This is a genomic window from Neobacillus sp. FSL H8-0543 (assembly GCF_038592905.1).
Taxonomy (GTDB): Bacteria; Bacillota; Bacilli; order Bacillales; family Cytobacillaceae; genus Neobacillus.
In genome coordinates this window covers 861,011-882,002 of sequence record NZ_CP151943.1, presented here as the reverse complement: position 1 = coordinate 882,002, position 20,992 = coordinate 861,011, and the positions used below count along the sequence as shown (strand labels likewise).

General features: G+C 38.8%; 20 protein-coding genes. 17 read left to right on the top strand and 3 right to left on the bottom strand.

The annotated features are described in order from the left end of the window. The first annotated feature begins 1 nt into the window (after window position 1). The gene (gene rsfS / locus NSS81_RS04685) at window positions 2-358 is read left to right on the top strand and encodes a ribosome silencing factor (RefSeq protein ID WP_342432380.1); all 357 of its coding nucleotides are present in this window, start codon (window positions 2-4) and stop codon (window positions 356-358) included. After that, the gene (locus NSS81_RS04680) at window positions 355-1,110 is read left to right on the top strand and encodes a class I SAM-dependent methyltransferase (RefSeq protein WP_342432379.1); all 756 of its coding nucleotides are present in this window, start codon (window positions 355-357) and stop codon (window positions 1,108-1,110) included. Before rsfS ends, NSS81_RS04680 begins: the two co-directional genes overlap by 4 nt. Window positions 1,111-1,158: 48 nt before the next feature. Here the strand turns inward: NSS81_RS04680 and comER are convergent, their stop codons facing one another. Continuing rightward, a complete protein-coding gene (comER, locus tag NSS81_RS04675; protein ID WP_342432378.1) occupies window positions 1,159-1,980 on the bottom strand; it encodes a late competence protein ComER in 822 nt (273 codons plus the stop codon). A gap of 49 nt (window positions 1,981-2,029) precedes the next feature. Here comER and NSS81_RS04670 point away from each other — a divergent pair, with 49 nt between their 5' ends. The 3 genes from NSS81_RS04670 (at window position 2,030) to NSS81_RS04660 (ending at window position 5,596) form a co-directional block, all read left to right on the top strand. Then, window positions 2,030-2,683, top strand: coding sequence for a helix-hairpin-helix domain-containing protein (locus tag NSS81_RS04670; protein ID WP_342432377.1), 654 nt, complete (start codon window positions 2,030-2,032; stop codon window positions 2,681-2,683). Window positions 2,684-2,755: 72 nt separating this feature from the next. Further along, a complete protein-coding gene (locus NSS81_RS04665) occupies window positions 2,756-3,217 on the top strand; it encodes a ComE operon protein 2 (RefSeq protein WP_342432376.1) in 462 nt (153 codons plus the stop codon). Window positions 3,218-3,277: 60 nt separating this feature from the next. Next, window positions 3,278-5,596, top strand: a complete 2,319-nt coding sequence (locus NSS81_RS04660) for a DNA internalization-related competence protein ComEC/Rec2 (protein WP_342432375.1) — start codon at window positions 3,278-3,280, stop codon at window positions 5,594-5,596. An 81-nt stretch (window positions 5,597-5,677) separates the two neighbouring features. Here NSS81_RS04660 and NSS81_RS04655 read toward each other — a convergent pair whose 3' ends face one another. Further along, entirely contained in the window at window positions 5,678-5,812 is a 135-nt protein-coding gene (locus NSS81_RS04655) for a YqzM family protein (RefSeq protein WP_342432374.1), read from the bottom strand. A gap of 308 nt (window positions 5,813-6,120) precedes the next feature. On the opposite strand from NSS81_RS04655, the gene holA reads away from it, so the two are divergent. Beyond that, the gene (gene holA / locus NSS81_RS04650; protein WP_342432373.1) at window positions 6,121-7,137 is read left to right on the top strand and encodes a DNA polymerase III subunit delta; all 1,017 of its coding nucleotides are present in this window, start codon (window positions 6,121-6,123) and stop codon (window positions 7,135-7,137) included. 377 nt (window positions 7,138-7,514) lie between these two features. Here holA and rpsT read toward each other — a convergent pair whose 3' ends face one another. Next, entirely contained in the window at window positions 7,515-7,775 is a 261-nt protein-coding gene (rpsT, locus tag NSS81_RS04645) for a 30S ribosomal protein S20 (protein WP_342432372.1), read from the bottom strand. A 211-nt stretch (window positions 7,776-7,986) separates the two neighbouring features. On the opposite strand from rpsT, the gene gpr reads away from it, so the two are divergent. From gpr to NSS81_RS04590, 11 genes are all read left to right on the top strand, one after another. Then, window positions 7,987-9,111 (top strand): GPR endopeptidase, encoded by a 1,125-nt coding sequence (gene gpr / locus NSS81_RS04640; protein WP_342432371.1) that lies wholly within the window; start codon window positions 7,987-7,989, stop codon window positions 9,109-9,111. 202 nt (window positions 9,112-9,313) lie between these two features. Beyond that, entirely contained in the window at window positions 9,314-10,504 is a 1,191-nt protein-coding gene (locus NSS81_RS04635; protein WP_342432370.1) for a stage II sporulation protein P, read from the top strand. An 18-nt stretch (window positions 10,505-10,522) separates the two neighbouring features. Next, on the top strand, window positions 10,523-10,849 hold the full coding sequence (locus tag NSS81_RS04630; RefSeq protein WP_342432369.1) for a DUF3679 domain-containing protein: 327 nt from the start codon (window positions 10,523-10,525) through the stop codon (window positions 10,847-10,849). A 289-nt stretch (window positions 10,850-11,138) separates the two neighbouring features. Further along, on the top strand, window positions 11,139-12,974 hold the full coding sequence (gene lepA, locus NSS81_RS04625) for a translation elongation factor 4 (RefSeq protein WP_342432368.1): 1,836 nt from the start codon (window positions 11,139-11,141) through the stop codon (window positions 12,972-12,974). A gap of 82 nt (window positions 12,975-13,056) precedes the next feature. Then, entirely contained in the window at window positions 13,057-14,202 is a 1,146-nt protein-coding gene (gene hemW / locus NSS81_RS04620) for a radical SAM family heme chaperone HemW (protein ID WP_342432367.1), read from the top strand. A gap of 78 nt (window positions 14,203-14,280) precedes the next feature. Beyond that, window positions 14,281-15,315, top strand: coding sequence for a heat-inducible transcriptional repressor HrcA (hrcA, locus tag NSS81_RS04615; RefSeq protein WP_342433937.1), 1,035 nt, complete (start codon window positions 14,281-14,283; stop codon window positions 15,313-15,315). A gap of 128 nt (window positions 15,316-15,443) precedes the next feature. After that, window positions 15,444-16,049 carry a nucleotide exchange factor GrpE gene (gene grpE / locus NSS81_RS04610; protein WP_342432366.1) on the top strand — a complete coding sequence of 202 codons (606 nt, stop codon included), beginning with the start codon at window positions 15,444-15,446 and terminating at the stop codon, window positions 16,047-16,049. A 27-nt stretch (window positions 16,050-16,076) separates the two neighbouring features. Then, complete coding sequence (gene dnaK, locus NSS81_RS04605; protein ID WP_342432365.1) at window positions 16,077-17,918, top strand: molecular chaperone DnaK; 1,842 nt, start codon at window positions 16,077-16,079, stop codon at window positions 17,916-17,918. 154 nt (window positions 17,919-18,072) lie between these two features. Further along, window positions 18,073-19,203 carry a molecular chaperone DnaJ gene (gene dnaJ, locus NSS81_RS04600; RefSeq protein ID WP_342432364.1) on the top strand — a complete coding sequence of 377 codons (1,131 nt, stop codon included), beginning with the start codon at window positions 18,073-18,075 and terminating at the stop codon, window positions 19,201-19,203. 19 nt (window positions 19,204-19,222) lie between these two features. Next, window positions 19,223-20,164, top strand: a complete 942-nt coding sequence (prmA, locus tag NSS81_RS04595) for a 50S ribosomal protein L11 methyltransferase (RefSeq protein ID WP_342432363.1) — start codon at window positions 19,223-19,225, stop codon at window positions 20,162-20,164. Window positions 20,165-20,239: 75 nt separating this feature from the next. Then, window positions 20,240-20,989 (top strand): 16S rRNA (uracil(1498)-N(3))-methyltransferase, encoded by a 750-nt coding sequence (locus NSS81_RS04590; protein ID WP_342432362.1) that lies wholly within the window; start codon window positions 20,240-20,242, stop codon window positions 20,987-20,989. Window positions 20,990-20,992 lie beyond the last annotated feature (3 nt).

The window sequence follows — 20,992 nt, the reverse complement described above, 5'->3', positions numbered from 1 at the left end:
AATGAATAATCAAGATTTATTAAAAATAGCTGTGAAGGCTGCAGATGATAAAAGAGCAGAAGATATATTAGCTTTAAATATGGAGGGTATTTCATCCATTGCAGATTACTTTATTATTTGTCATGGTAATTCTGATAAGCAAGTACAGGCGATTGCTAAAGAAATGAAAGATAAGGCTGAAGAAAATGGTTATGATGTAAAAAGAATCGAAGGTTTTGATGAAGCAAGATGGGTATTAATTGATCTTGGGGATGTCGTTGCTCACGTCTTTCATCGTGAGGAAAGAGGCTATTATAAGCTGGAAAGATTATGGGGAGATGCACCGATAGAGGATATACTCAGTGAGCTTAACACATGAGCTATGAGCAATTTGCCTATTTTTACGATGAACTAATGCAGGATGCCCCTTACGATGAATGGGTAAGGTTCGTTAAAGAAAAGCTGATTGAGTATCATGTGGAAGGAAAAAGCTTACTTGATTTAGCCTGCGGCACCGGCCAGCTTTCCATCCGGTTTGCTAAAGAGGGGTATGACGTTACCGGTGTTGATTTGTCCTCAGATATGCTAGCGGTTGCCCAGGCAAAGTCTCAGGAAGAAGGTCTGCTAATCCCTTTCTTTGAGCAAAATATGGCCGACATAGAAGGGCACGGACAATTTGATATCATCGGTATTTTCTGTGATTCGTTAAATTACCTACAATCTGATCGTGAGGTAACTGATACTTTTTCAAATGTTTTTCAACATTTAAAGGCGGGGGGACTTTTCTTTTTTGATGTTCACTCCATCCATAAAATTTCACATGGCTTCATTCATCAAACCTTTGCACAGGCAGAAGATCGATTGTCGTACATTTGGAATAGCTTTCCAGGTGAAGGGCCGAATAGTGTCGAGCATGAGCTTAGTTTTTTCCTTTTAGATGAACAGACCGGGAAATATGACCGGTTTGATGAACTTCACATTCAAAGAACCTATTCTGACAAACAGTATAGAGATTGGCTGGAGGAAGCTGGATTTGACTTACTTGAGGTTTGTGCAGACTTTGAAAATGATGCTCCAAAGACGGATTCTGAAAGAATCTTTTTTATAGCAAGAAAAAAACCATCTTATTAAAAATAAAGATGGTTTTTTTAAAGGAGTTTTCTATAAGATAGCGAATTATTATTTTGAGAACTGCAAGCCAACCTTCTGTAAATCATCATGGAACTTTTCATGAGTGGCCTGAAAAAGATGTTCAAAGACATCACCAAGCTCGCTCTCCAATATTTTGATTCCCTCACCGGTAATACCACCCTTTACGCAAACCTTTTCCTGTAAAGACGGTAAGGTATAATGCCCTTGTCTTAAAAGCTCTCCAAGACCAACAATCATTTCACTAGCCATCACAGTTGCTGTATTTACATCAATCTCCGTTTCGTTTACAGCAGCAAGAATAAAGCGCTGGAGCAGGTAGCTGAAGAACGCAGGACCGCAGCTAACAATATCTGACGCCACTCGTGTGATTTTTTCATCAATCGTTACCGGAATTGATATCTTCGTAAAAAGGTTTGCCACATTCGTCTTCCAAACCTCACTGCAATTTTCTCCATATGTTAGTAATGAAACACCCGCTAACGCCCGGTTTGTGATACTGGGAATTGCCCTAACCACTGAACAAGCAACCTTTGTTTCGATTTGACTTGTATTAATCGGACTTGTTATCGAGATAATACATTTTTTTGGGGTCAGATACGGATTAATTTCATCAAGAATTTTATAGACATCATGCGGTTTTACACAAATAAACACTAAATCGGATCGAGAAGCAACTTCTGCTGCATTTTCCTCAACCGACAAATTTTTATATTTATCTTTAAGTACTATCGCTTTTTGTTTCGTTCGATTCGTTATCACCATTGAAGAAGGTAAAACGGCATCTCCATCAATTAAAGCCTCCACCAAAATCCTTCCCATATTCCCAGTGCCAATGATACCTATTTTCATATTTTCCGCCCCTCCTTCGCCTGCAGTTTCTCTAATTACCTTATGAAAAATGATAGTAAAATATGCCATAAGAAAGGATGGATTCATTTTGAAAGACTGGTTGAAAGAGCAATGGCTTTACGTATTAGTTGCAGCCATATTTGGATTAGGAGGTATTTATTATTTTTTCATCAATGAAACTGAACCATCTTCCATCACCACTGTTAGTGAAATTGAAAATAGCTTTCCTATCGAGGAGGGAAAGACACAACAAACAACAATACAGGAACCTGAAAAAATTATCGTTGATGTAAAAGGACAAGTGAAAAAGCCAGGAGTTTATCAATCTAGCAGTGGGGAAAGGGTCATTGATGTAATCAATCGGTCTGGAGGATTAACTGAAAATGCAGATGTAAGCCAAGTTAACTTTGCTGAACATGTCCAAGATGCTATGGTAATCTATATCCCTGCCAAGGGAGAGGAGGGACTTGCAGTACCTGGCGGATCAATGACACAGAATGGTTCAAGCGATAAAATAAATATCAATAAGGCGGACGAGACCCAATTACAGGACATACCAGGTATTGGTCCGGCAAAAGCATCTGCAATCATTGAATACCGCGAATTAAACGGTTCCTTTAAAACAATCGAGGATATAAAAAATATTAGCGGAATAGGCGATAAAACCTATGAAAAGCTAAAGGATTCGATTAGTGTCAATTAAATGTGTAATTGACGATAAGAAGGGTGTAACAGTACACTTATATAAAGATTGAAATTTGGAGGAGTTGGAAAAGTGGAACGTATTTCTTGGGATCAGTATTTTATGGCACAAAGCCATTTGCTTGCATTACGAAGCACGTGTACACGATTAACTGTGGGAGCAACCGTTGTTAGGGACAAGCGCATCATTGCGGGCGGTTACAACGGTTCGATTGCAGGAGGGGACCATTGTATTGACAAAGGCTGTTATGTAATTGATAACCATTGCGTTAGGACAATTCATGCGGAAATGAACGCACTGCTGCAATGTGCAAAATTTGGAGTCCCAACTACTGGGGCAGAAATTTATGTTACCCACTTTCCCTGTTTGCAATGCTGTAAAGCCCTCATCCAAGCGGGTATTAAAACAGTTTATTATGCAGAGGATTATAAGAATCATCCCTATGCGATTGAATTATTCATGCAAGCGGATGTAAGAACTGAGAAGGTAATCCTTAAGGATTCGATCATTGATCTTGGTAAAATTACACAATAACACAAAAACACTACCATAGCGCCGGTTTAAACTGGCGCTATGATAATTGGAGAATATTATATGAATGGCAAATATGTTTATTTTGCAATTGCAGCATTAATAGGAGTCCTTTCCGCGCTAGTTTTTTTACTTCCCTTCTTCTTGCTCATGGTCATCTACTTGATGTTCTTATTCAAAAATAAACGCTATACAAAGCATCAGTTGGGCCTCGTTTTCTGCATCTTTTTATCTTTCATGTTTGTAGGTATTTTGGCAGAAGCAAAAAATTCCACAACCATTCCTGATTCCACCGCAATTTTCTATCTCGAGTATAAGGAAAATACAAGAATAGATGGCGATTTACTTCAAGTAATAGCAAGTGATAAAAGATTTAATGAAAAGCTGCTGCTGCGTTATAAAATAAAATCAGAGGCTGAGAAAAAGAGACTAAAGGCAACTAGTTTTTTGGGACATGTTTGTAAAGTATCTGGAAAATTATCGAAACCCTCTATTGCTAAAAATCCTAATGCCTTTAACTACAGCCTGTATTTATCTAGAAAACAAACTTATTGGGTGCTTGAAACAGAAAATCCCCTTCATAGCTGTTCTCCTTTGAAAAGAACTCCCTTAATGCTCGTTAAACAGCTTCGTTTTACTGGAACTAACTACCTCGAGAATACATTCCCGTCAGAAATTGCTTCCCTCTCAGCCGCTCTAATATTCGGTGATCGAAGTTTACTTGATCCTGATTTATTATCCGATTATCAAAAAACTGGCATCGTTCATTTATTAGCAATTTCAGGTCTTCACGTTTCCTTATTAATCGGCATGATATTTTACCTTGGTATCCGTTTTGGATTAACAAGGGAGTTTATGATGAACTTTCTCCTTTTTCTTCTTCCTATTTATGTAATTCTTACAGGTGCGTCGCCTTCCGTCATTCGAGCTGCGATGATGATCTGCCTTGTTTTAATAAGCATAAAATGGAAGTGGCAGCTTAAACTTATCCCAATTGATGCCATTTGCCTCGTATTAATGATTTATTTATTTTTTTCGCCAATGATTATATTTGACGCAGGCTTTCAATTATCATTTACTGTAAGCTTTGGGATTATCTTGTCATCTACCTACCTTTTTCCGCGTTATTCAAACTATCTCCAAATTATGCTAGTGACTTCAGTTATCTCCCAATTATGCGCATTGCCGATTTTACTTTATCAGTTTTTCGAAGTTTCCTTTATAAGCATTGTAGCAAACCTTGTCTACATCCCACTTTTTTCCTTTATCTATCTGCCAGGACTGTATATTTTCTTCTTCCTCCAAATGATCTTTGGGGATCTGCCTGATATTTTTATTAAATTACTAATAAACGTAATCAAAGTTTTCGACGAACTTATCGAGCATTTATCAAGGATTACATTTGCCCAGTTTATTCCTGGAAGGCCAAATGCACTTTTTCTTCTAATATATTTGGTATTGATTTTCGTGATTTTTCTTATTTGGGAGGCTAAACCCTATAAAAAGAAAAAGCAGCATGGAATTTCCTTGCTTCTAGTCGTACTCCTTTTTCAGACTACCTGGAATTGGCTGAATCCCGTTGGGGAAGTAACGATGATTGATGTTGGACAAGGTGATAGCATTTTAATTGATCTTCCTTTTCGAAGAGGAACTTACCTAATTGATACTGGAGGAACGATTTCATTTCCAGAGGAAGAATGGAAACGTAAGAAAAAACCATATGAGGTTGGGAGGGATATAGTCGTCCCTTTTTTAAAAGGGGAAGGAATCACTAGAATTGATAAACTAATTCTTACACACGGAGATATGGATCATATTGGCGGTGCTTTTTCGATTCTCTCTGAACTGAAAGTCGGGCAACTTGTCATGCCCTCCGTTGCTGAACCCTCCGAAACGGAAGAATCCCTCGTTCAGTTGGCTAGGAAAAAAGGAATTCCTGTTGTGAAGATATCAGAAGGAGGACAATGGAATAGCGGGAAAACAATATTCTATGTCCTTGCGCCTGAAAAAAATTATGAAGGTGAGCGAAATAGCGGATCGATTGCTATTTTTGCCCAAGCAGGAGGACTTAACTGGTTTTTTGGCGGTGACCTTGACCAAGCAGGAGAAGAAAATATAATAATGAAATATCCGCAAATGACTATTGATGTTTTAAAGGCAGGTCATCATGGGAGTAAAACATCGACAAGCGAAAGGTTTATTAATCAGATAAAACCAAAGGTTGCCTTACTATCTGCTGGTGAAAAAAATCGCTATGGTCATCCTCATTATGAAGTGTTAGAACGGTTAAACTCGATTGCGGTTTACCGTACCGATAAGCATGGGGCAATCACATACCGATTTTATCAGGAGGAAGGAACCTTTTCAGTCTTTCTGCCATAGGATACCCATATAAACACTAAGGAAAATGAAAAAGACTACATGTTTTTATGTAGTCTTCGAGAACATAATATGTAACGCTCATTAAGAACCAATAACACTGATGACCGTTCCAATAATAAATATGGTTGCAAAAAAACCAAAAGAAACGACAAACCCTATCCCTGAATCAATTAAATCGTTACGTTTACTCTGCACATTTTTTTCAAATTCATTCACAAGCTACCCCTCCTATATCACATTTTAGTATAAGCTATTTGGCTGAAAAAATCCAGCATACATCCATCTGCTTTCCTCATTTGACAAGAGTTTACACAAATACTTTAATCCAATAAGGTGACACTAATCTTACACAAGGAACTCCGCCAGGTAATTAAAGATCCTAGGGCTTTATGTTACCGGCGTTCATCATAGATTGGGAATTGGCGCTTGTTCGAAAAGTCGTCAATTCCCTTTAAACACTTGTCAAAATGTCCAAGCTTCTTTACGATAGGTATGTGGTAAGTGAACGGAGGGAGCTTGGACAAATGGTATTAGATATATGGAAACAAATTAAGAAACGGGAATTTGCTCCTGTTTATTTATTATATGGAACTGAGGCGTTTTTAATAAACGAAACGAAGCAGTTGCTTTTAAATACAGTTTTAAATGAGGAAGAGAAGGATTTTAACTTTAGCACGTATGATTTAACGGAAACTCCGATTGACGCGGCTTTGGAAGATGCAGAAACCCTTCCGTTTTTTGGTGAAAAAAAAGTGATTTTTTTACATAATCCATCATTCTTAACTGCAGAAAAGACGAAAGAAAAGATTGACCACAATATTGCAAAGTTTGAAGCCTATTTAAAGGAGCCAGCGCCATACACTGTATTGGTTATCTCTGCTCCATATGAAAAGCTTGATGAACGAAAGAAAATTACAAAACAAATAAAAAGAACGGCTCAAATAGTTGAAGCAAAAAGGCTTAATGAGTATGAACTAAAGAATTGGATAAAGGATAGAGCAAAGGGAAATGGGATTGTATTTGCCCCTGATGCTCTTGAGTTATTAATTACCCTTGTGGGCACAAACATGTTTATGCTTACCAATGAAGTCGATAAACTAGCTTTATATGCAGCGGAAGAAAAACAAATTGATAGTGCATTAGTAGAGAAATTAGTAGCAAGATCACTTGAGCAAAACATTTTTACCTTAATTGAAAAAGTAGTACAGCGTAAGCTTGAAGATGCCTTAAGAATTTATTATGATTTATTAAAACAAAATGAGGAGCCCATCAAAATCCTTGCTTTGCTTGCTGGGCAATTTCGACTCATTTATCAGGTGAAGGAGCTTTCAAGAAAAGGCTATGGACAGCAGCAAATTGCTGGCTACCTGAAAACCCATCCATTTAGGGTAAAATTAGCAGCTGGACAAGCAAATAAATTCACTGATGAAGAATTGACCAACTTGATGACCTTACTTGCAGATGCCGACTACCAAATGAAAACTGGGGGCATGAACAAGTCCTTACTCGTTGAAATGCTATTGTTTAAATTAAAAAGATAAAAAACAAAAGGCGGAAGCGCCCGTTTAGCGACGTATGGACTCCTCGAAAAAGCTACCGCTTTTTCTTCGTGCGATGATTATGCTGCCGAAGCCTTCCTTGTGGAGCGCTCCGCATGAGATAAAGGAAACACGGAGCTATAGTCGATTCGATGTTGACTTATCGTAAGGAGGAGAGCGAAGTCCACTAGTCGCTGGGCGCTCCTCAGAAAAGCTACCGCTTTTCTTTCGTGCGATGCTTCGCTCCCGAAGCTTACTCTTGTGGAGCTGGATTCAGATAACTATTTCAAAGTTATCCAAAATAAATTATTTTATTATTTCTTTTAACAGCACCAAAAAAACGATTCCTAAACAAGGAATCGTTTTTTTACGGGCTCGTATTATAGCGCGTTAGCTTTTTTAGCAAGACGTGATTTTTTACGTGCAGCAGCGTTTTTGTGGATAAGACCTTTTGAAGCTGCCTTGTCTAATTTACTTGCAGCTGAAACGAAACTTTCTTTAGCAGTTGCAGCATCGTTTACTGTAATCGCAGCTTCTACTTTTTTAACAGCAGTACGCATTGAAGACTTCGCTGCAGTGTTTTGAGCATTGCGAGCTTCAGTAGTTTTTACACGCTTAATAGCAGATTTAATGTTAGGCATTACTTTCACCTCCTACAGAGAATCGAGACTTATATGAACTCGACTTTACATTCATAAATAATAATTCAGAACAAGAGATATTTTATCAAACGAAAGCCTATATTGCAATACTAGATTATTTTTTAAGAATGAATATCTTGAATGTTTTAGCGGAAAAGGGGCAAAAATAGGGAATAGTTTCTAATTAGAAATTCAGATAGGGGCGACATAAATGAAAAATGAGAATATTGATTTAAGCAAGTACTCGATTCGAACGGACTTGGCAATAGAGGCTAGGGAAATGGTCATTGCAGGGCGAGAAGGTGTTCATCAGGAGGAGAATCTTTCTCAAATTGAAGGAGTCATTATCAAAGAAAAAGATGTTGATGATATTAAAGTTTCACTTGTGGAGGTTACAGACGAGGGGGCAAAACAGCTTGGGAAAAAGGCTGGAAGGTATTTAACGGTTGAAGTCCAAGGGATCAGGCAGCAGGACACGGAATTGCAACATAAGGTAGAGGAGATTTTTGCTAAGGAGTTTTCGCACTTTTTAGAGGGCACAGGAATTAAAAAAGATGACAAATGCCTTGTTGTTGGTCTTGGGAATTGGAATGTAACCCCTGATGCGCTTGGTCCAATGGTATGTGAGAACCTTTTAATTACCCGGCATTTGTTTGAATTGCAGCCTGAAAATGTTGAGGAGGGCTATCGCTCCGTTGGGTCCTTAGTGCCTGGTGTAATGGGATTAACGGGGATTGAAACGAGCGACATTATCTTTGGTGTAGTCGAAAAAACAAAACCGGATTTTGTGATTGCGATTGATGCATTAGCAGCAAGATCGATTGAAAGGGTAAATTCGACGATTCAGGTTTCTGATACGGGTATTCATCCCGGTTCAGGAGTTGGAAACAAAAGAAAAGAATTGAGTAAGGAAACACTTGGTGTCCCTGTTATTGCTATTGGTGTGCCAACCGTTGTTGATGCCGTGTCCATAACGAGCGACACGATTGACTTTATCTTAAAGCATTTTGGCAAGGAATTAAAGGAGGGAAATCGCCCTTCGAGATCACTTGCACCTGCTGGGATGTCCTTTGGAAAACGCAGAAAGCTAACGGATGAAGACTTACCAGATGAGAAACAGCGCCAGACCTTTTTGGGAATGATAGGAACATTGTCCGATGAAGAAAAACGTAAGTTGATTTATGAGGTGCTAGCGCCAATCGGGCATAATTTAATGGTTACACCAAAGGAAGTAGATGTTTTTATAGAGGATATGGCAAACTTAATTGCTAACGGGTTAAATTCCTCACTCCACACAGCTGTTAACCAGGATAATGCAGGTTTCTATACAAGGTAAGTTCTTTTTTAGAGGGCATTTTTTTCGAATCGTTCCTTTGAGGGGGAATTAGGGCGGTCAACGGTAACGATACTCGAAGAATCGTTCCCTTGAGAGATAAAATAGTTTGATGACAGTGTGGTCCTCGGAAAATAGAATAATGGTTCTAGCAATTCTAGTAATGTCATAAGTATTTACTAGAATCAAATTGCGAGGTGGAACCATGAAAATTGCTAGGACTCCTGGAATGTTTGTAATCGTAAAAGGGACAAATCTCATTAAAATTATCTCGGCACTTTTATTGTTTATCGTTTTGGTGTTTTCGATTAGCGGGTTGTTAACCTCATTAAAGCCCCAGTATAGACCTATGTCATCGTCCGTGAACACAGCGACAAGTGATGTGAACGGGAAATTGCTCTATCAATTAATGGCATGGGAGAATCATCATTTTTTAAAGGTTGAAGAGGACTTAACTGCGAGTCCTAAACTTACAAGCCTAATTTTTCAGCTAACGAGCAATATCAATTTAGACGATCCTAGAAGTCTGTTAGGAAGAGAACTACCTGGGTTTTATCAGTTTGATGGGAAGATTGTTGTCGCAGGAGAAGGCTCAAATTATACAAATATGCCAACGGAGTCTTCTCCGCCGCTTGAAATTATGAAAGCGGAGCGAGAGGCAGCACTACAAAATTTAGAAGAAATTGAGAATAGCGGAAGCGGAGAAAAGCCACCACAGCCTTCACTTACAACTGGAGTTAAAAAGGTTGTTCACCTCTACTTTACACATAATCAGGAGTCTTATTTACCTTACTTAAAAGGGGTAAAGGACCCTAATCTTGCCTATCATTCACAAGTAAATGTAACAAAAATTGGAGATTATTTAAAAGAAAGCTTAGAGGAAAGAGGAATTGGGACTTCTGTTGATAAATTTGATGTGATGGGCACTGTAAAGATGGCTAATACGTATTCGAAATCAGGAGAATTAGTAAAGTCAGCGATGGCTTCCAATCGTGATTTAGACTATTTTATCGATATACATCGTGATGCCCGCCGAAAAGATAAAACAACTCCGATAATTAATGGAAAGCCCTATGCCCAACTTGTTTTTGTAGTTGGAGGAAAAAATCCTAACTATGAAAAAAATCTAAAGTTAGCCAAAGACCTTCATGAATTATTGGAAGAAAAATATAAAGGGATAAGCTATGGGGTTATGATGAACCAAGGTAGCGGCCAAAATGGTGTCTACAATCAGAACCTTTCCGAGAATGCATTATTAATCGAATTTGGTGGCGTTGATAATACGTTTGAAGAATTAAATCGTTCAGCTGATGCGCTTGCAGATGTCTTTAGTGAATACTTTTGGCAAGCAGAAAAAGTAAATTATGAGGTCGAGCAGCCAGCGGATGAACAATAGACGCTTAGGAGCAAGGTTATGAAGATATTTATGCTAAAATCCATATTTGTTGCCGGAATGATGTTCTTTATAGTTTTAGCTGGGATGCAGTTGGCAAACGAAGGTATCCATAAGATGAAGGGCTATGAAGACATAAATTTCCAAAAAGCCATTGCCATAGATGAAAATGAAAAGCAATTAAGCGCAACTTTTCTCGGAAAAGAGATTTCGAGCCACAACATCGACGATAAAAAACGGAAGCTTGAAGAAATGAGCGCGTATAATTTTTTCTCAACCATGGGAAAGAGTATATCTGATGGGGTAGCGAAATCATTAGAAAAAATGATTAATCTTTTCACAGAATAAACAATCCAAAGCGGTACCTCTAAAGGGTACCGCTATTTTACGGTAAAATGATAATTTTTTTTGAATCTAGCTCCAGCGCCCAGCGACTAGTGGACTTCGCTCTCCTCCTTACGATAAGTCAACATCGAATCGACTATAGCTCCGTGTTTCCTTTATCTCATGCGGAGCGCTCCAGTCCATACGTCGCTAAACGGGCGCTTCCGCTTTTTGTTTTTAATTGAATCTTGAAAGGTGTACTGATATAATCAAAAATAGTTTACATGTGTGAGTTATAGTAGGAGTGAACAACATGAACAAAGAAGAAAGAATGAAACGACAATCGAGAATAAGAAACTTTTCAATCATTGCCCATATTGACCACGGGAAATCAACATTGGCTGACCGTATCTTAGAAAAAACCAATGCATTAACTTCCCGCGAAATGAAAGAGCAACTCTTAGATTCAATGGATCTTGAGAGAGAACGCGGGATTACGATAAAGTTAAACGCCGTTCAGTTAACCTACAAAGCAAAAGATGGTGAAGAATATACCTTCCATCTGATCGATACACCAGGACACGTCGATTTTACGTATGAGGTATCTAGAAGTCTTGCCGCTTGTGAAGGGGCTGTTTTGGTAGTTGACGCAGCGCAAGGAATTGAAGCACAGACACTAGCGAATGTCTACCTTGCCCTCGACAACAATCTTGAAATCCTGCCGGTTATTAATAAAATTGACCTTCCTAGTGCGGATCCAGAGAGAGTCCGCGGCGAAATTGAAGAAGTTATCGGTTTAGATGCTTCTGAAGCTGTTTTAGCATCGGCAAAAGCAGGAATCGGGATAGAAGATATACTTGAGCAGGTAGTGGAAAAAGTCCCTGCACCAACAGGTGATCCTGAGGCTCCATTAAAAGCACTGATCTTCGATTCCTTGTACGACGCATATCGTGGCGTTGTTGCCTATATTCGCGTTTTTGAAGGTACCATAAAAGTCGGGGATAAGGTTAGAATGATGGCAACCGGCAAAGAATTCGAAGTAAACGAGGTCGGAGTATTTACCCCGAAAGCGACAATGCGTGATGAGTTATCCGTTGGTGATGTAGGCTTCTTAACGGCTGCAATTAAAAACGTCGGAGATACACGCGTCGGGGATACAATTACCAATGCTAAGAATGGTACGAAAGAGGCGCTTCCAGGTTATCGAAAGCTTAATCCGATGGTATATTGTGGTTTGTATCCCATTGATACGGCTAAATTTAATGATCTACGTGATGCCCTTGAAAAACTTCAGTTAAATGATTCATCACTTCAATTTGAACCAGAAACATCCCAAGCGCTTGGTTTTGGTTTCCGCTGTGGATTCTTAGGGCTCCTCCATATGGAGATTATTCAAGAGCGGATTGAACGGGAATTCAAGATTGATTTAATTACGACTGCACCAAGTGTAATCTATAATGTCTATATGACAGATGGCACACAATTGAAAGTGGATAACCCGTCAAACCTGCCAGACCCACAAAAGATTGATCACTTGGAGGAGCCGTATGTTAAAGCCACAATGATGGCTCCAAATGAATATGTTGGGACGATTATGGAAATCTGTCAGCAAAAGCGCGGTAATTTCATGGATATGGAGTACTTAGCCGAAAATCGTGTAGGTATTAAGTATGAAATCCCATTGGCTGAAATTGTCTATGATTTCTTTGATCAATTAAAATCAAGCACAAGGGGCTATGCTTCTTTTGATTACGAACTTATCGGCTACCAAACCTCTAAATTGGTTAAAATGGATATCATGCTAAATTCGGAAAAAGTGGACGCATTAAGCTTTATAGTTCATAATGATTTTGCCTATGAACGCGGAAAAGCAATTGTTGAAAAATTGAAGGAATTAATTCCAAGACAACAATTTGAAGTCCCTATTCAAGCAGCGATTGGACAAAAAATTGTTGCTAGGTCGACGATTAAATCGATGGGTAAAAATGTTTTAGCTAAATGTTACGGTGGAGATATCTCCCGAAAGCGTAAATTGCTAGAGAAACAAAAAGAAGGTAAAAAACGGATGAAACAGGTTGGTTCTGTCGAGGTTCCGCAAGAAGCCTTTATGGCAGTCTTAAAGATGGATGATTCCAATTCCAAAAAGTAAAAAACTAGCAGGAGGTATGGACAAGTCTAATTACAGGCGAAATCCTGCCTCTTTTTGTTATTAGAAAAGAAGGTGTATACAAATGATTAACGCTGCCTATCTGCACATTCCTTTTTGTGAACATATTTGCCATTATTGTGATTTTAATAAAGTGTTTCTAAAAGGGCAGCCGGTAGATGACTACCTACTTTCATTAGAGCAGGAAATGATTTTAACTATGCGTGAATTTCCTACAGAAAAGCTAGAAACAATTTTTGTTGGTGGTGGGACTCCTACTTCATTAAATGAGCAGCAGCTATACCGTTTTTGTGAAAGTATCAACAAACATCTGCCATTGGGGAAAAACAATGAATTTACGTTTGAAGCAAATCCCGGAGATTTAACAAAAGAAAAATTACAAATACTAAGGGATGCTGGTGTGAACAGACTTAGCATAGGCGTGCAAACCTTTAATGATGATCTCTTAAAAAAGATTGGCCGTGTCCATCGTGCGAAGGATGTTTACCAATCAATAGATAATGCAAAAGCTGTAGGTTTTGAGAACATTAGTATCGACTTAATTTTTAGTCTTCCATCACAGACGCTCACTGATTTTCAAAAGTCATTAACAGCGGCGTTTTCACTCGATATCAATCATTATTCTGCCTATTCATTAATAATCGAACCAAAAACCGTCTTTTACAACCTGATGCAAAAAGGGAAACTTCCTACACCGGGGGAGGATATTGAAGCAGCAATGTATGAACTCCTGATGGAGGAAATGGATAAACACGGATTTAAGCAATATGAAATAAGTAATTTTTCTAAGCCAGGCTATGAAAGTAAGCATAACCTTACGTATTGGCTAAATAACTATTATTATGGATTTGGAGCAGGTGCTCACAGTTATATAAATGGCAAACGGCGCTCCAATGCTGGGCCATTAAATAAATATCTGCAACATATTGAAAATGGGCATCTTCCTGTTTTCCAGGAACATGAAGTAACTATTGCTGAACAGATGGAAGAAGAAATGTTTTTAGGTTTAAGAATAGCGAATGGAGTCTCAATCCCTCGATTTATCCAGAGGTTTAACAAGGATCCACTGCAATTTTTTGAAAAAGAAATCACGGATTTAGTTGGTAAAAAGTGGTTAAAGGTTGAAAATGATCATATATATTTAACAAAAACAGGGCGATTATTGGGAAATGAGGTATTTCAATCATTTTTGATAACATCAAATGATTGACAGCATCCCACTATTTTTGATAATTTATTAATATAATTAGCACTCGACTTCCGTGAGTGCTAACAGAGGTGATGAATGGTGTTAACAGATCGTCAATTATTGATTCTTCAGGTTATTGTTGATGATTTTGTTCGGTCTGCACAGCCTGTCGGCTCAAGGAGTTTGTCGAAAAAAGAAGAGATATCATTTAGTTCTGCAACCATTCGAAATGAAATGGCTGATCTTGAGGAGCTGGGATATATTGAAAAAACCCATACCTCTTCAGGGCGTATTCCTTCTGAAAAGGGATATCGATATTATGTGGATCATTTGCTGGCGCCTCAAGCGTTAAATACAAAGGATGTTTCGATCATTCAATCTATTTTTGCTGAGAAAATTTATGAGTTTGAAAAAATAATTCAAAGATCAGCAAAAATTTTATCCGAACTAACCAACTATACATCGATTGTTTTGGGACCAGCTGCAAGTGTCAATAAGCTGAAAAGAATTCAAATTATCCCTTTGAACAGAGAAACTGCGGTTGCGATTTTCGTTACAGATACTGGACACGTTGAAAATCGAACAATTCATTTACCGCCTACAGTGGATGTGAGTGATCTTGAGAAAACAGTTAATATCCTAAATGAACGTTTAGCCGGTGTGCATCTTGAAGATTTGAACGATAAAATCTATAAAGAAGTTGCGATGTTGTTAAGGCAGCATATTCATAATTACGATCTAATGTTGCATACCATTGCCGACTCGTTAAAAATGCCAGTAAATGAAAAACAACTCTTTTTTGGCGGAAAGACAAATATGCTAAGCCAGCCTGAGTTCCATGATGTAAGCAAAATCCGCGGACTTCTGCAAATGATTGATCAGGAAGAATGGATTTATAATTTAATCAAAAATGACTCAGCGGGTATTAATGTGAAAATCGGCACAGAAAACAATAATAGTGCGATGGAGAATTGCAGTTTAATAACAGCTGCCTATTCGGTTGGTTCAGAAAAACTGGGAACAATTGCAATCCTTGGACCAACAAGAATGGAATATTCCCGTGTAATTAGTTTGCTACAGTTTTTAAGCAAGGATTTAACTTCTGTTTTAACAAACTTGTATCAAAAATATTAGTGGTGGAAATATTGAGTAAGTGTGGACGAATTGGAGTTCACAAAGGGTGAAATCTTATTTCACCCCTCTTTCCATGACAATAATTTATTTAATAAATAATTTAAATGCCTTTAAGGGAGGTGAGTAAGTTGACAAAAGATAAAAATAGCACAATCAATGAAGAGTTGAATACTGAAATGAATGACCAGGCTGAACTTACCGAGGAAGAAACAGTAGAAACTGTTTTTGCCGAAGAAGAGGAAGCGAATGAAGGTAATGGCGAAGAGTCAAATAATGAAGACCATAATGCAGAGATTCAACAGCTTATCAATAAGTTAGAAGAAGCAGATAATCGTTATCTAAGACTTCAAGCGGATTTTGATAATTTTCGCCGTCGTACTCGATTAGACAGCGAGGCGAGTGAAAAATATAGAGCACAAAAATTAGCTGCTAATATGCTTCCAGCATTAGATAACTTTGAAAGAGCCTTAAAACTGGATGCAGATAATGAGCAAACTAAGTCACTTCTTCAAGGGATGGATATGGTTTATCGCAGTTTAATTGATGCCTTGAAAAGCGAAGGTGTTGAACAAATTGAAGCAGTTGGTAAGGAATTTGACCCACATTTCCATCAAGCGGTAATGCAAGGTGAAGACGAAGACTATGGTTCAAATATTGTGACGGAAGAATTTCAAAAAGGTTATATGATAAAAGATCGAGTTCTGCGTCCGGCAATGGTTAAAGTGAATCAATAAACCTACATAATTTAGGAGGAAAAGGAAATGAGTAAAATTATCGGTATTGACCTTGGAACAACCAACTCATGTGTTTCTGTACTTGAAGGTGGGGAACCAAAGGTAATTCCTAATCCAGAAGGAAACCGCACAACACCATCTGTTGTTGCTTTTAAAAACGGTGAACGTCAAGTTGGTGAGGTAGCAAAGCGCCAGGCAATTACCAATCCTAACACCATCATGTCTGTTAAACGTCATATGGGTACAGATTTTAAGGTGGAGGCAGAAGGTAAAAACTATACGCCACAAGAAATGTCTGCAATTATTCTACAATACTTGAAATCTTATGCTGAGGACTATCTTGGTGAGCCTGTAACAAAAGCAGTTATTACCGTTCCAGCATATTTTAATGATGCTGAGCGTCAAGCTACAAAAGATGCAGGTAGAATTGCTGGTCTTGAAGTTGAGCGTATTATCAATGAGCCTACTGCAGCAGCACTTGCATTCGGTTTAGACAAGACAGATCAAGATCAAACTATTCTCGTATACGATCTTGGTGGTGGTACTTTTGACGTATCTATCCTTGAACTAGGCGATGGTGTTTTTGAAGTAAAATCTACAGCTGGTGATAATCGTCTAGGTGGAGACGACTTTGACCAAGTTATTATTGATTATTTAGTAGAACAATTCAAAAAAGATAATGGAATTGACCTTTCTAAAGATAAAATGGCCTTACAGCGCTTAAAGGATGCAGCTGAAAAAGCGAAAAAAGATTTATCTGGGGTAACTTCAACACAGATTTCTCTACCGTTCATCACTGCTGGAGCAGCTGGGCCGCTTCACCTTGAAGTAACATTATCTAGAGCAAAATTTGATGAATTATCTAATCATCTTGTGGAGCGGACAATGGTACCTACTCGTCAAGCATTAAGTGATGCTGGTCTAAGCCCGTCTCAATTAGATAAAGTTATTCTTGTTGGTGGTTCAACACGTATTCCTGCTGTTCAAGAAGCGATTAAAAAGGCAACAGGACAAGAGCCACACCGTGGGGTTAACCCGGATGAAGTGGTAGCTATGGGTGCAGCGATTCAGGGTGGCGTAATCACTGGTGATGTTAAAGATGTCGTATTATTAGACGTTACACCACTTTCACTTGGTATTGAAACAATGGGTGGCGTGTTTACAAAATTGATTGATCGCAACACAACGATTCCTACTTCTAAGTCACAGGTTTTCTCAACAGCAGCAGATAGCCAAACGGCAGTTGATATTCACGTGCTTCAAGGTGAACGTCCAATGGCAAATGATAATAAAACACTAGGCCGTTTCCAATTAACTGATATTCCGCCGGCACCGCGTGGCATACCGCAAATTGAAGTTAACTTTGATATTGATAAAAATGGTATTGTAAATGTTCGTGCTAAAGATCTTGGTACAAATAAAGAACAGCAAATTACAATTAAATCTTCTACAGGTCTTTCTGATGAGGAGATTCAAAAAATGGTGAGAGAAGCGGAAGAAAACGCTGAAGCCGATAAAGTGCGTAAAGAAGAAGTAGAGATTCGTAATGAAGCTGACCAACTGGTCTTTACAACAGAAAAAACATTAAAAGACCTTGAAGATAAGGTAGATGCGGCTGAAATTGCTAAAGCAAATGAAGCGAAAGATGCCTTAAAAGAAGCGATTGAGAAAAATGAACTTGATGGAATCCGTGCTAAAAAGGATGCATTACAAGAAATCGTTCAAGCATTAACAGTTAAGTTATATGAAGAAGCTGCTAAAGCGCAAGGCGGCCAAGGTCCACAAGGTCCAGATGGCGGAAGTTCTGCAGGTGCTGCTGATGACAATGTTGTCGATGCAGAATTTGAAGAAATTAAAGACGAGAAATAAGAAAAAGCGTAAGCTAGACTATCATTTTTCAAAGTAATTGATGTATCTACAGAAAAAGTCAAAGTCAGACTCTAGGACTTTGGCTTTTTCATTGCATTAACCTTGTAAAAGGTGTTAGAATAGTCTCTATGTGACAGATTCGGGAGTGGTAATCATGAGTAAACGGGATTACTATGAAGTGCTCGGTGTAAGTAAAAGCGCTTCTAAGGATGAAATTAAAAAAGCCTATCGAAAGCTCTCTAAACAATATCATCCTGATATTAATAAAGAGGCAGATGCGGCGGATAAGTTTAAAGAACTCGCTGAGGCTTATGAGGTTTTAAGCGATGAACAGAAAAAAGCACAATATGACCAGTTCGGCCATGCTAATCCAAACCAGGGTTTTGGTGGCGGAGGAGATTTTGGCGGTGGTTTTGGCGGTTTTGAAGATATTTTCAATACCTTCTTTGGCGGAGGCGGAGGTTCGCGAAGACGTGATCCGAATGCACCGAGACAAGGTGCTGACCTTCAATATACGATGACCATTTCTTTTGAAGAAGCTGCATTCGGGAAAGAAACGGATATTGAAATCCCGCGTGAAGAGACATGTGGAACATGTGATGGTTCTGGTGCAAAGAAAGGTACCAAACCAGAGACGTGTAAGCATTGTCATGGTACAGGCCAGTTAAATGTGGAGCAAAATACACCATTTGGCCGAATTGTAAATCGCCGCGTATGTAACCACTGTAATGGAACTGGAAAAGATATTAAACATAAATGTTCGACCTGCGGTGGTAACGGCCGTGTGAATAAACGGAAGAAGATTCATGTGAAAATTCCTGCAGGAATCGATGACGGCCAGCAGCTTAGAGTGACTGGTCAAGGCGAGGCGGGTATTAACGGTGGTCCATCTGGTGACCTTTTCATTGTTTTCCATGTACGAGAGCATGAATTTTTTGAACGTGATGGCGATGATGTTTATTGTGAAATGCCAATTACATTTGTTCAGGCATCACTAGGGGCTGAAATTGAAGTACCAACCTTACATGGGAAAGTTAAGGTTAAGGTTCCTAGCGGGACTCAAACAGGAACTAAATTCCGCTTAAAGGGTAAAGGCATTCCAAATGTGCGTGGTTATGGTGTAGGTGATCAGCATATCATTGTGCGAATAATTACCCCAACAAAACTTACAGATAAACAAAAGCAACTTCTTCGGGAATTTGCTGAACTTAGTGGAACTTCACCGATTGGTGAACATGAAGAGGGCTTTTTCTCAAAAGTAAAACGAGCCTTTAAAGGCGAGTAGAAGGATTGGAGTTGGTAGAATGAAGTGGTCAGAAATTAGTATCCACACTACAAACGAAGCGATTGAACCAATATCGCATATTTTACACGAGGCTGGTGCTAGCGGTGTTGTTATTGAAGATCCTTTTGAACTTATTAAGGAAAGAGAGGATCAATTCGGGGAAATCTACCAACTCAATCCAGATGATTACCCTGAAGAAGGCGTAATTGTAAAAGCCTACTTACCAGTAAACAGTTTCTTAGGTGAAACGGTAGATGCGGTTAAAGAATCTATTACTAACCTTGTAATCCATAACATCGATATTGGGAAAAATAAGGTGACGATCAGTGAAGTAAATGAAGAAGAATGGGCGACAGCATGGAAAAAGTATTATCATCCTGTTAAAATATCTGAGCGATTTACCATTGTTCCCACATGGGAAATATATACTCCAGTGAGTAGTGATGAATTAATTATCGAGTTGGATCCAGGTATGGCATTTGGGACTGGGACACACCCAACGACTGTCATGTGCATCCAATCGCTCGAAAGAACGGTTCGTGCTGGAGACAGAGTAATTGACGTTGGAACTGGTTCAGGCGTACTAAGTATTGCTGCAGCGATGCTTGGGGCAGAAGATGTTCGGGCTTTTGATCTTGATGAAATTGCCGTCACGACAGCAAGGGTTAACATTAAGCTTAATAAAGTGAACGACCGTGTCGTAACCTCCCAAAATAATTTACTTACGGGTGTAGAAGAAAACTCTGCAGATGTGGTTGTTGCAAATATTCTTGCCGAGGTTATCCTTCGATTTACCGATGATGTAGCCAAGGTTGTGAAACCAGGGGGTTCTTTCATTGCCTCAGGGATTATCCAACAGAAAAAAGATCTAGTAAAAGAGGCGTTAGTTGCTTCTGGCTTCGAAATTACTGAAACGATCTTAATGGAAGATTGGGTTGCAATAATCGCGAAAAGGATATAATTGAAAAGGGGGAAACAACCCCTTTTTTCTCGTTTGATCTACAAAAAAGTAAAAATGTCTAAAGGGGTGCATCTTTTGCAACGCTACTTTGTTAAACAACGAGCAAAGGATAATCGTTTTTTCATTGATGAGGAAGATCGCCATCACATTAGCAAGGTCATGCGCATGGCAACTGGAGATGAAATTATTTGCGTCGACCCAAATAGTAAATCGGCCATTTGCAGAATTACAGAAATTACCGATGAACAAGTTGTTGCAGACGTTGTACAATGGAAAGATGAGATTTCAGAGCTACCTATTACGATAACAATCGCTAGCGGATTACCTAAGGGGGACAAGCTTGAATGGATTATTCAAAAAGGAACCGAGCTTGGTGCCCATGAATTCATCCCATTCACTGCTCGTCGTTCTGTTGTAAAATGGGATGAAAAAAAGGCTGCCAAGAAAGTAGAAAGATGGCAAAGAATTGCCAAAGAAGCTGCTGAACAATCGCATCGAAGCTTCTTACCTGATGTAGTTAATCCGATGAGCTTTAAAGTTCTACTTGAAAAAAGTAAAAACTATCATTATAAGTTAGTTGCCTTTGAAGAGGAAAGCAGAAGTGGCGAAACTTCAATTTTCTCAAGCACGCTCCAAAAAATGAACCCAGGTGATTCCTTGCTATTAGTTTTTGGTCCTGAAGGCGGATTAACTGATGATGAAGTCCAAGTTTTACGGGAAAACGGTTTCTTTCTTTGTGGATTAGGACCGCGTATATTAAGAACGGAGACAGCTCCCTTATATGCTCTTGGGGCAATTTCCTACCATTTTGAATTATTGAGGTGAATA

Coding starts and splice junctions, on each gene's coding strand:
- rpsT (WP_342432372.1), bottom strand. CDS start 7,775: ATGCCTAACATTAAATCTGCTATTAAGCGTGTAAAAACTACTGAAGCT.
- NSS81_RS04660 (WP_342432375.1), top strand. CDS start 3,278: ATGAATGGCAAATATGTTTATTTTGCAATTGCAGCATTAATAGGAGTC.
- NSS81_RS04670 (WP_342432377.1), top strand. CDS start 2,030: ATGATAGTAAAATATGCCATAAGAAAGGATGGATTCATTTTGAAAGAC.
- NSS81_RS04680 (WP_342432379.1), top strand. CDS start 355: ATGAGCTATGAGCAATTTGCCTATTTTTACGATGAACTAATGCAGGAT.
- hemW (WP_342432367.1), top strand. CDS start 13,057: ATGATTAACGCTGCCTATCTGCACATTCCTTTTTGTGAACATATTTGC.
- dnaK (WP_342432365.1), top strand. CDS start 16,077: ATGAGTAAAATTATCGGTATTGACCTTGGAACAACCAACTCATGTGTT.
- lepA (WP_342432368.1), top strand. CDS start 11,139: ATGAACAAAGAAGAAAGAATGAAACGACAATCGAGAATAAGAAACTTT.
- rsfS (WP_342432380.1), top strand. CDS start 2: ATGAATAATCAAGATTTATTAAAAATAGCTGTGAAGGCTGCAGATGAT.
- gpr (WP_342432371.1), top strand. CDS start 7,987: ATGAAAAATGAGAATATTGATTTAAGCAAGTACTCGATTCGAACGGAC.
- prmA (WP_342432363.1), top strand. CDS start 19,223: ATGAAGTGGTCAGAAATTAGTATCCACACTACAAACGAAGCGATTGAA.
- comER (WP_342432378.1), bottom strand. CDS start 1,980: ATGAAAATAGGTATCATTGGCACTGGGAATATGGGAAGGATTTTGGTG.
- holA (WP_342432373.1), top strand. CDS start 6,121: ATGGTATTAGATATATGGAAACAAATTAAGAAACGGGAATTTGCTCCT.
- dnaJ (WP_342432364.1), top strand. CDS start 18,073: ATGAGTAAACGGGATTACTATGAAGTGCTCGGTGTAAGTAAAAGCGCT.
- NSS81_RS04635 (WP_342432370.1), top strand. CDS start 9,314: ATGAAAATTGCTAGGACTCCTGGAATGTTTGTAATCGTAAAAGGGACA.
- NSS81_RS04630 (WP_342432369.1), top strand. CDS start 10,523: ATGAAGATATTTATGCTAAAATCCATATTTGTTGCCGGAATGATGTTC.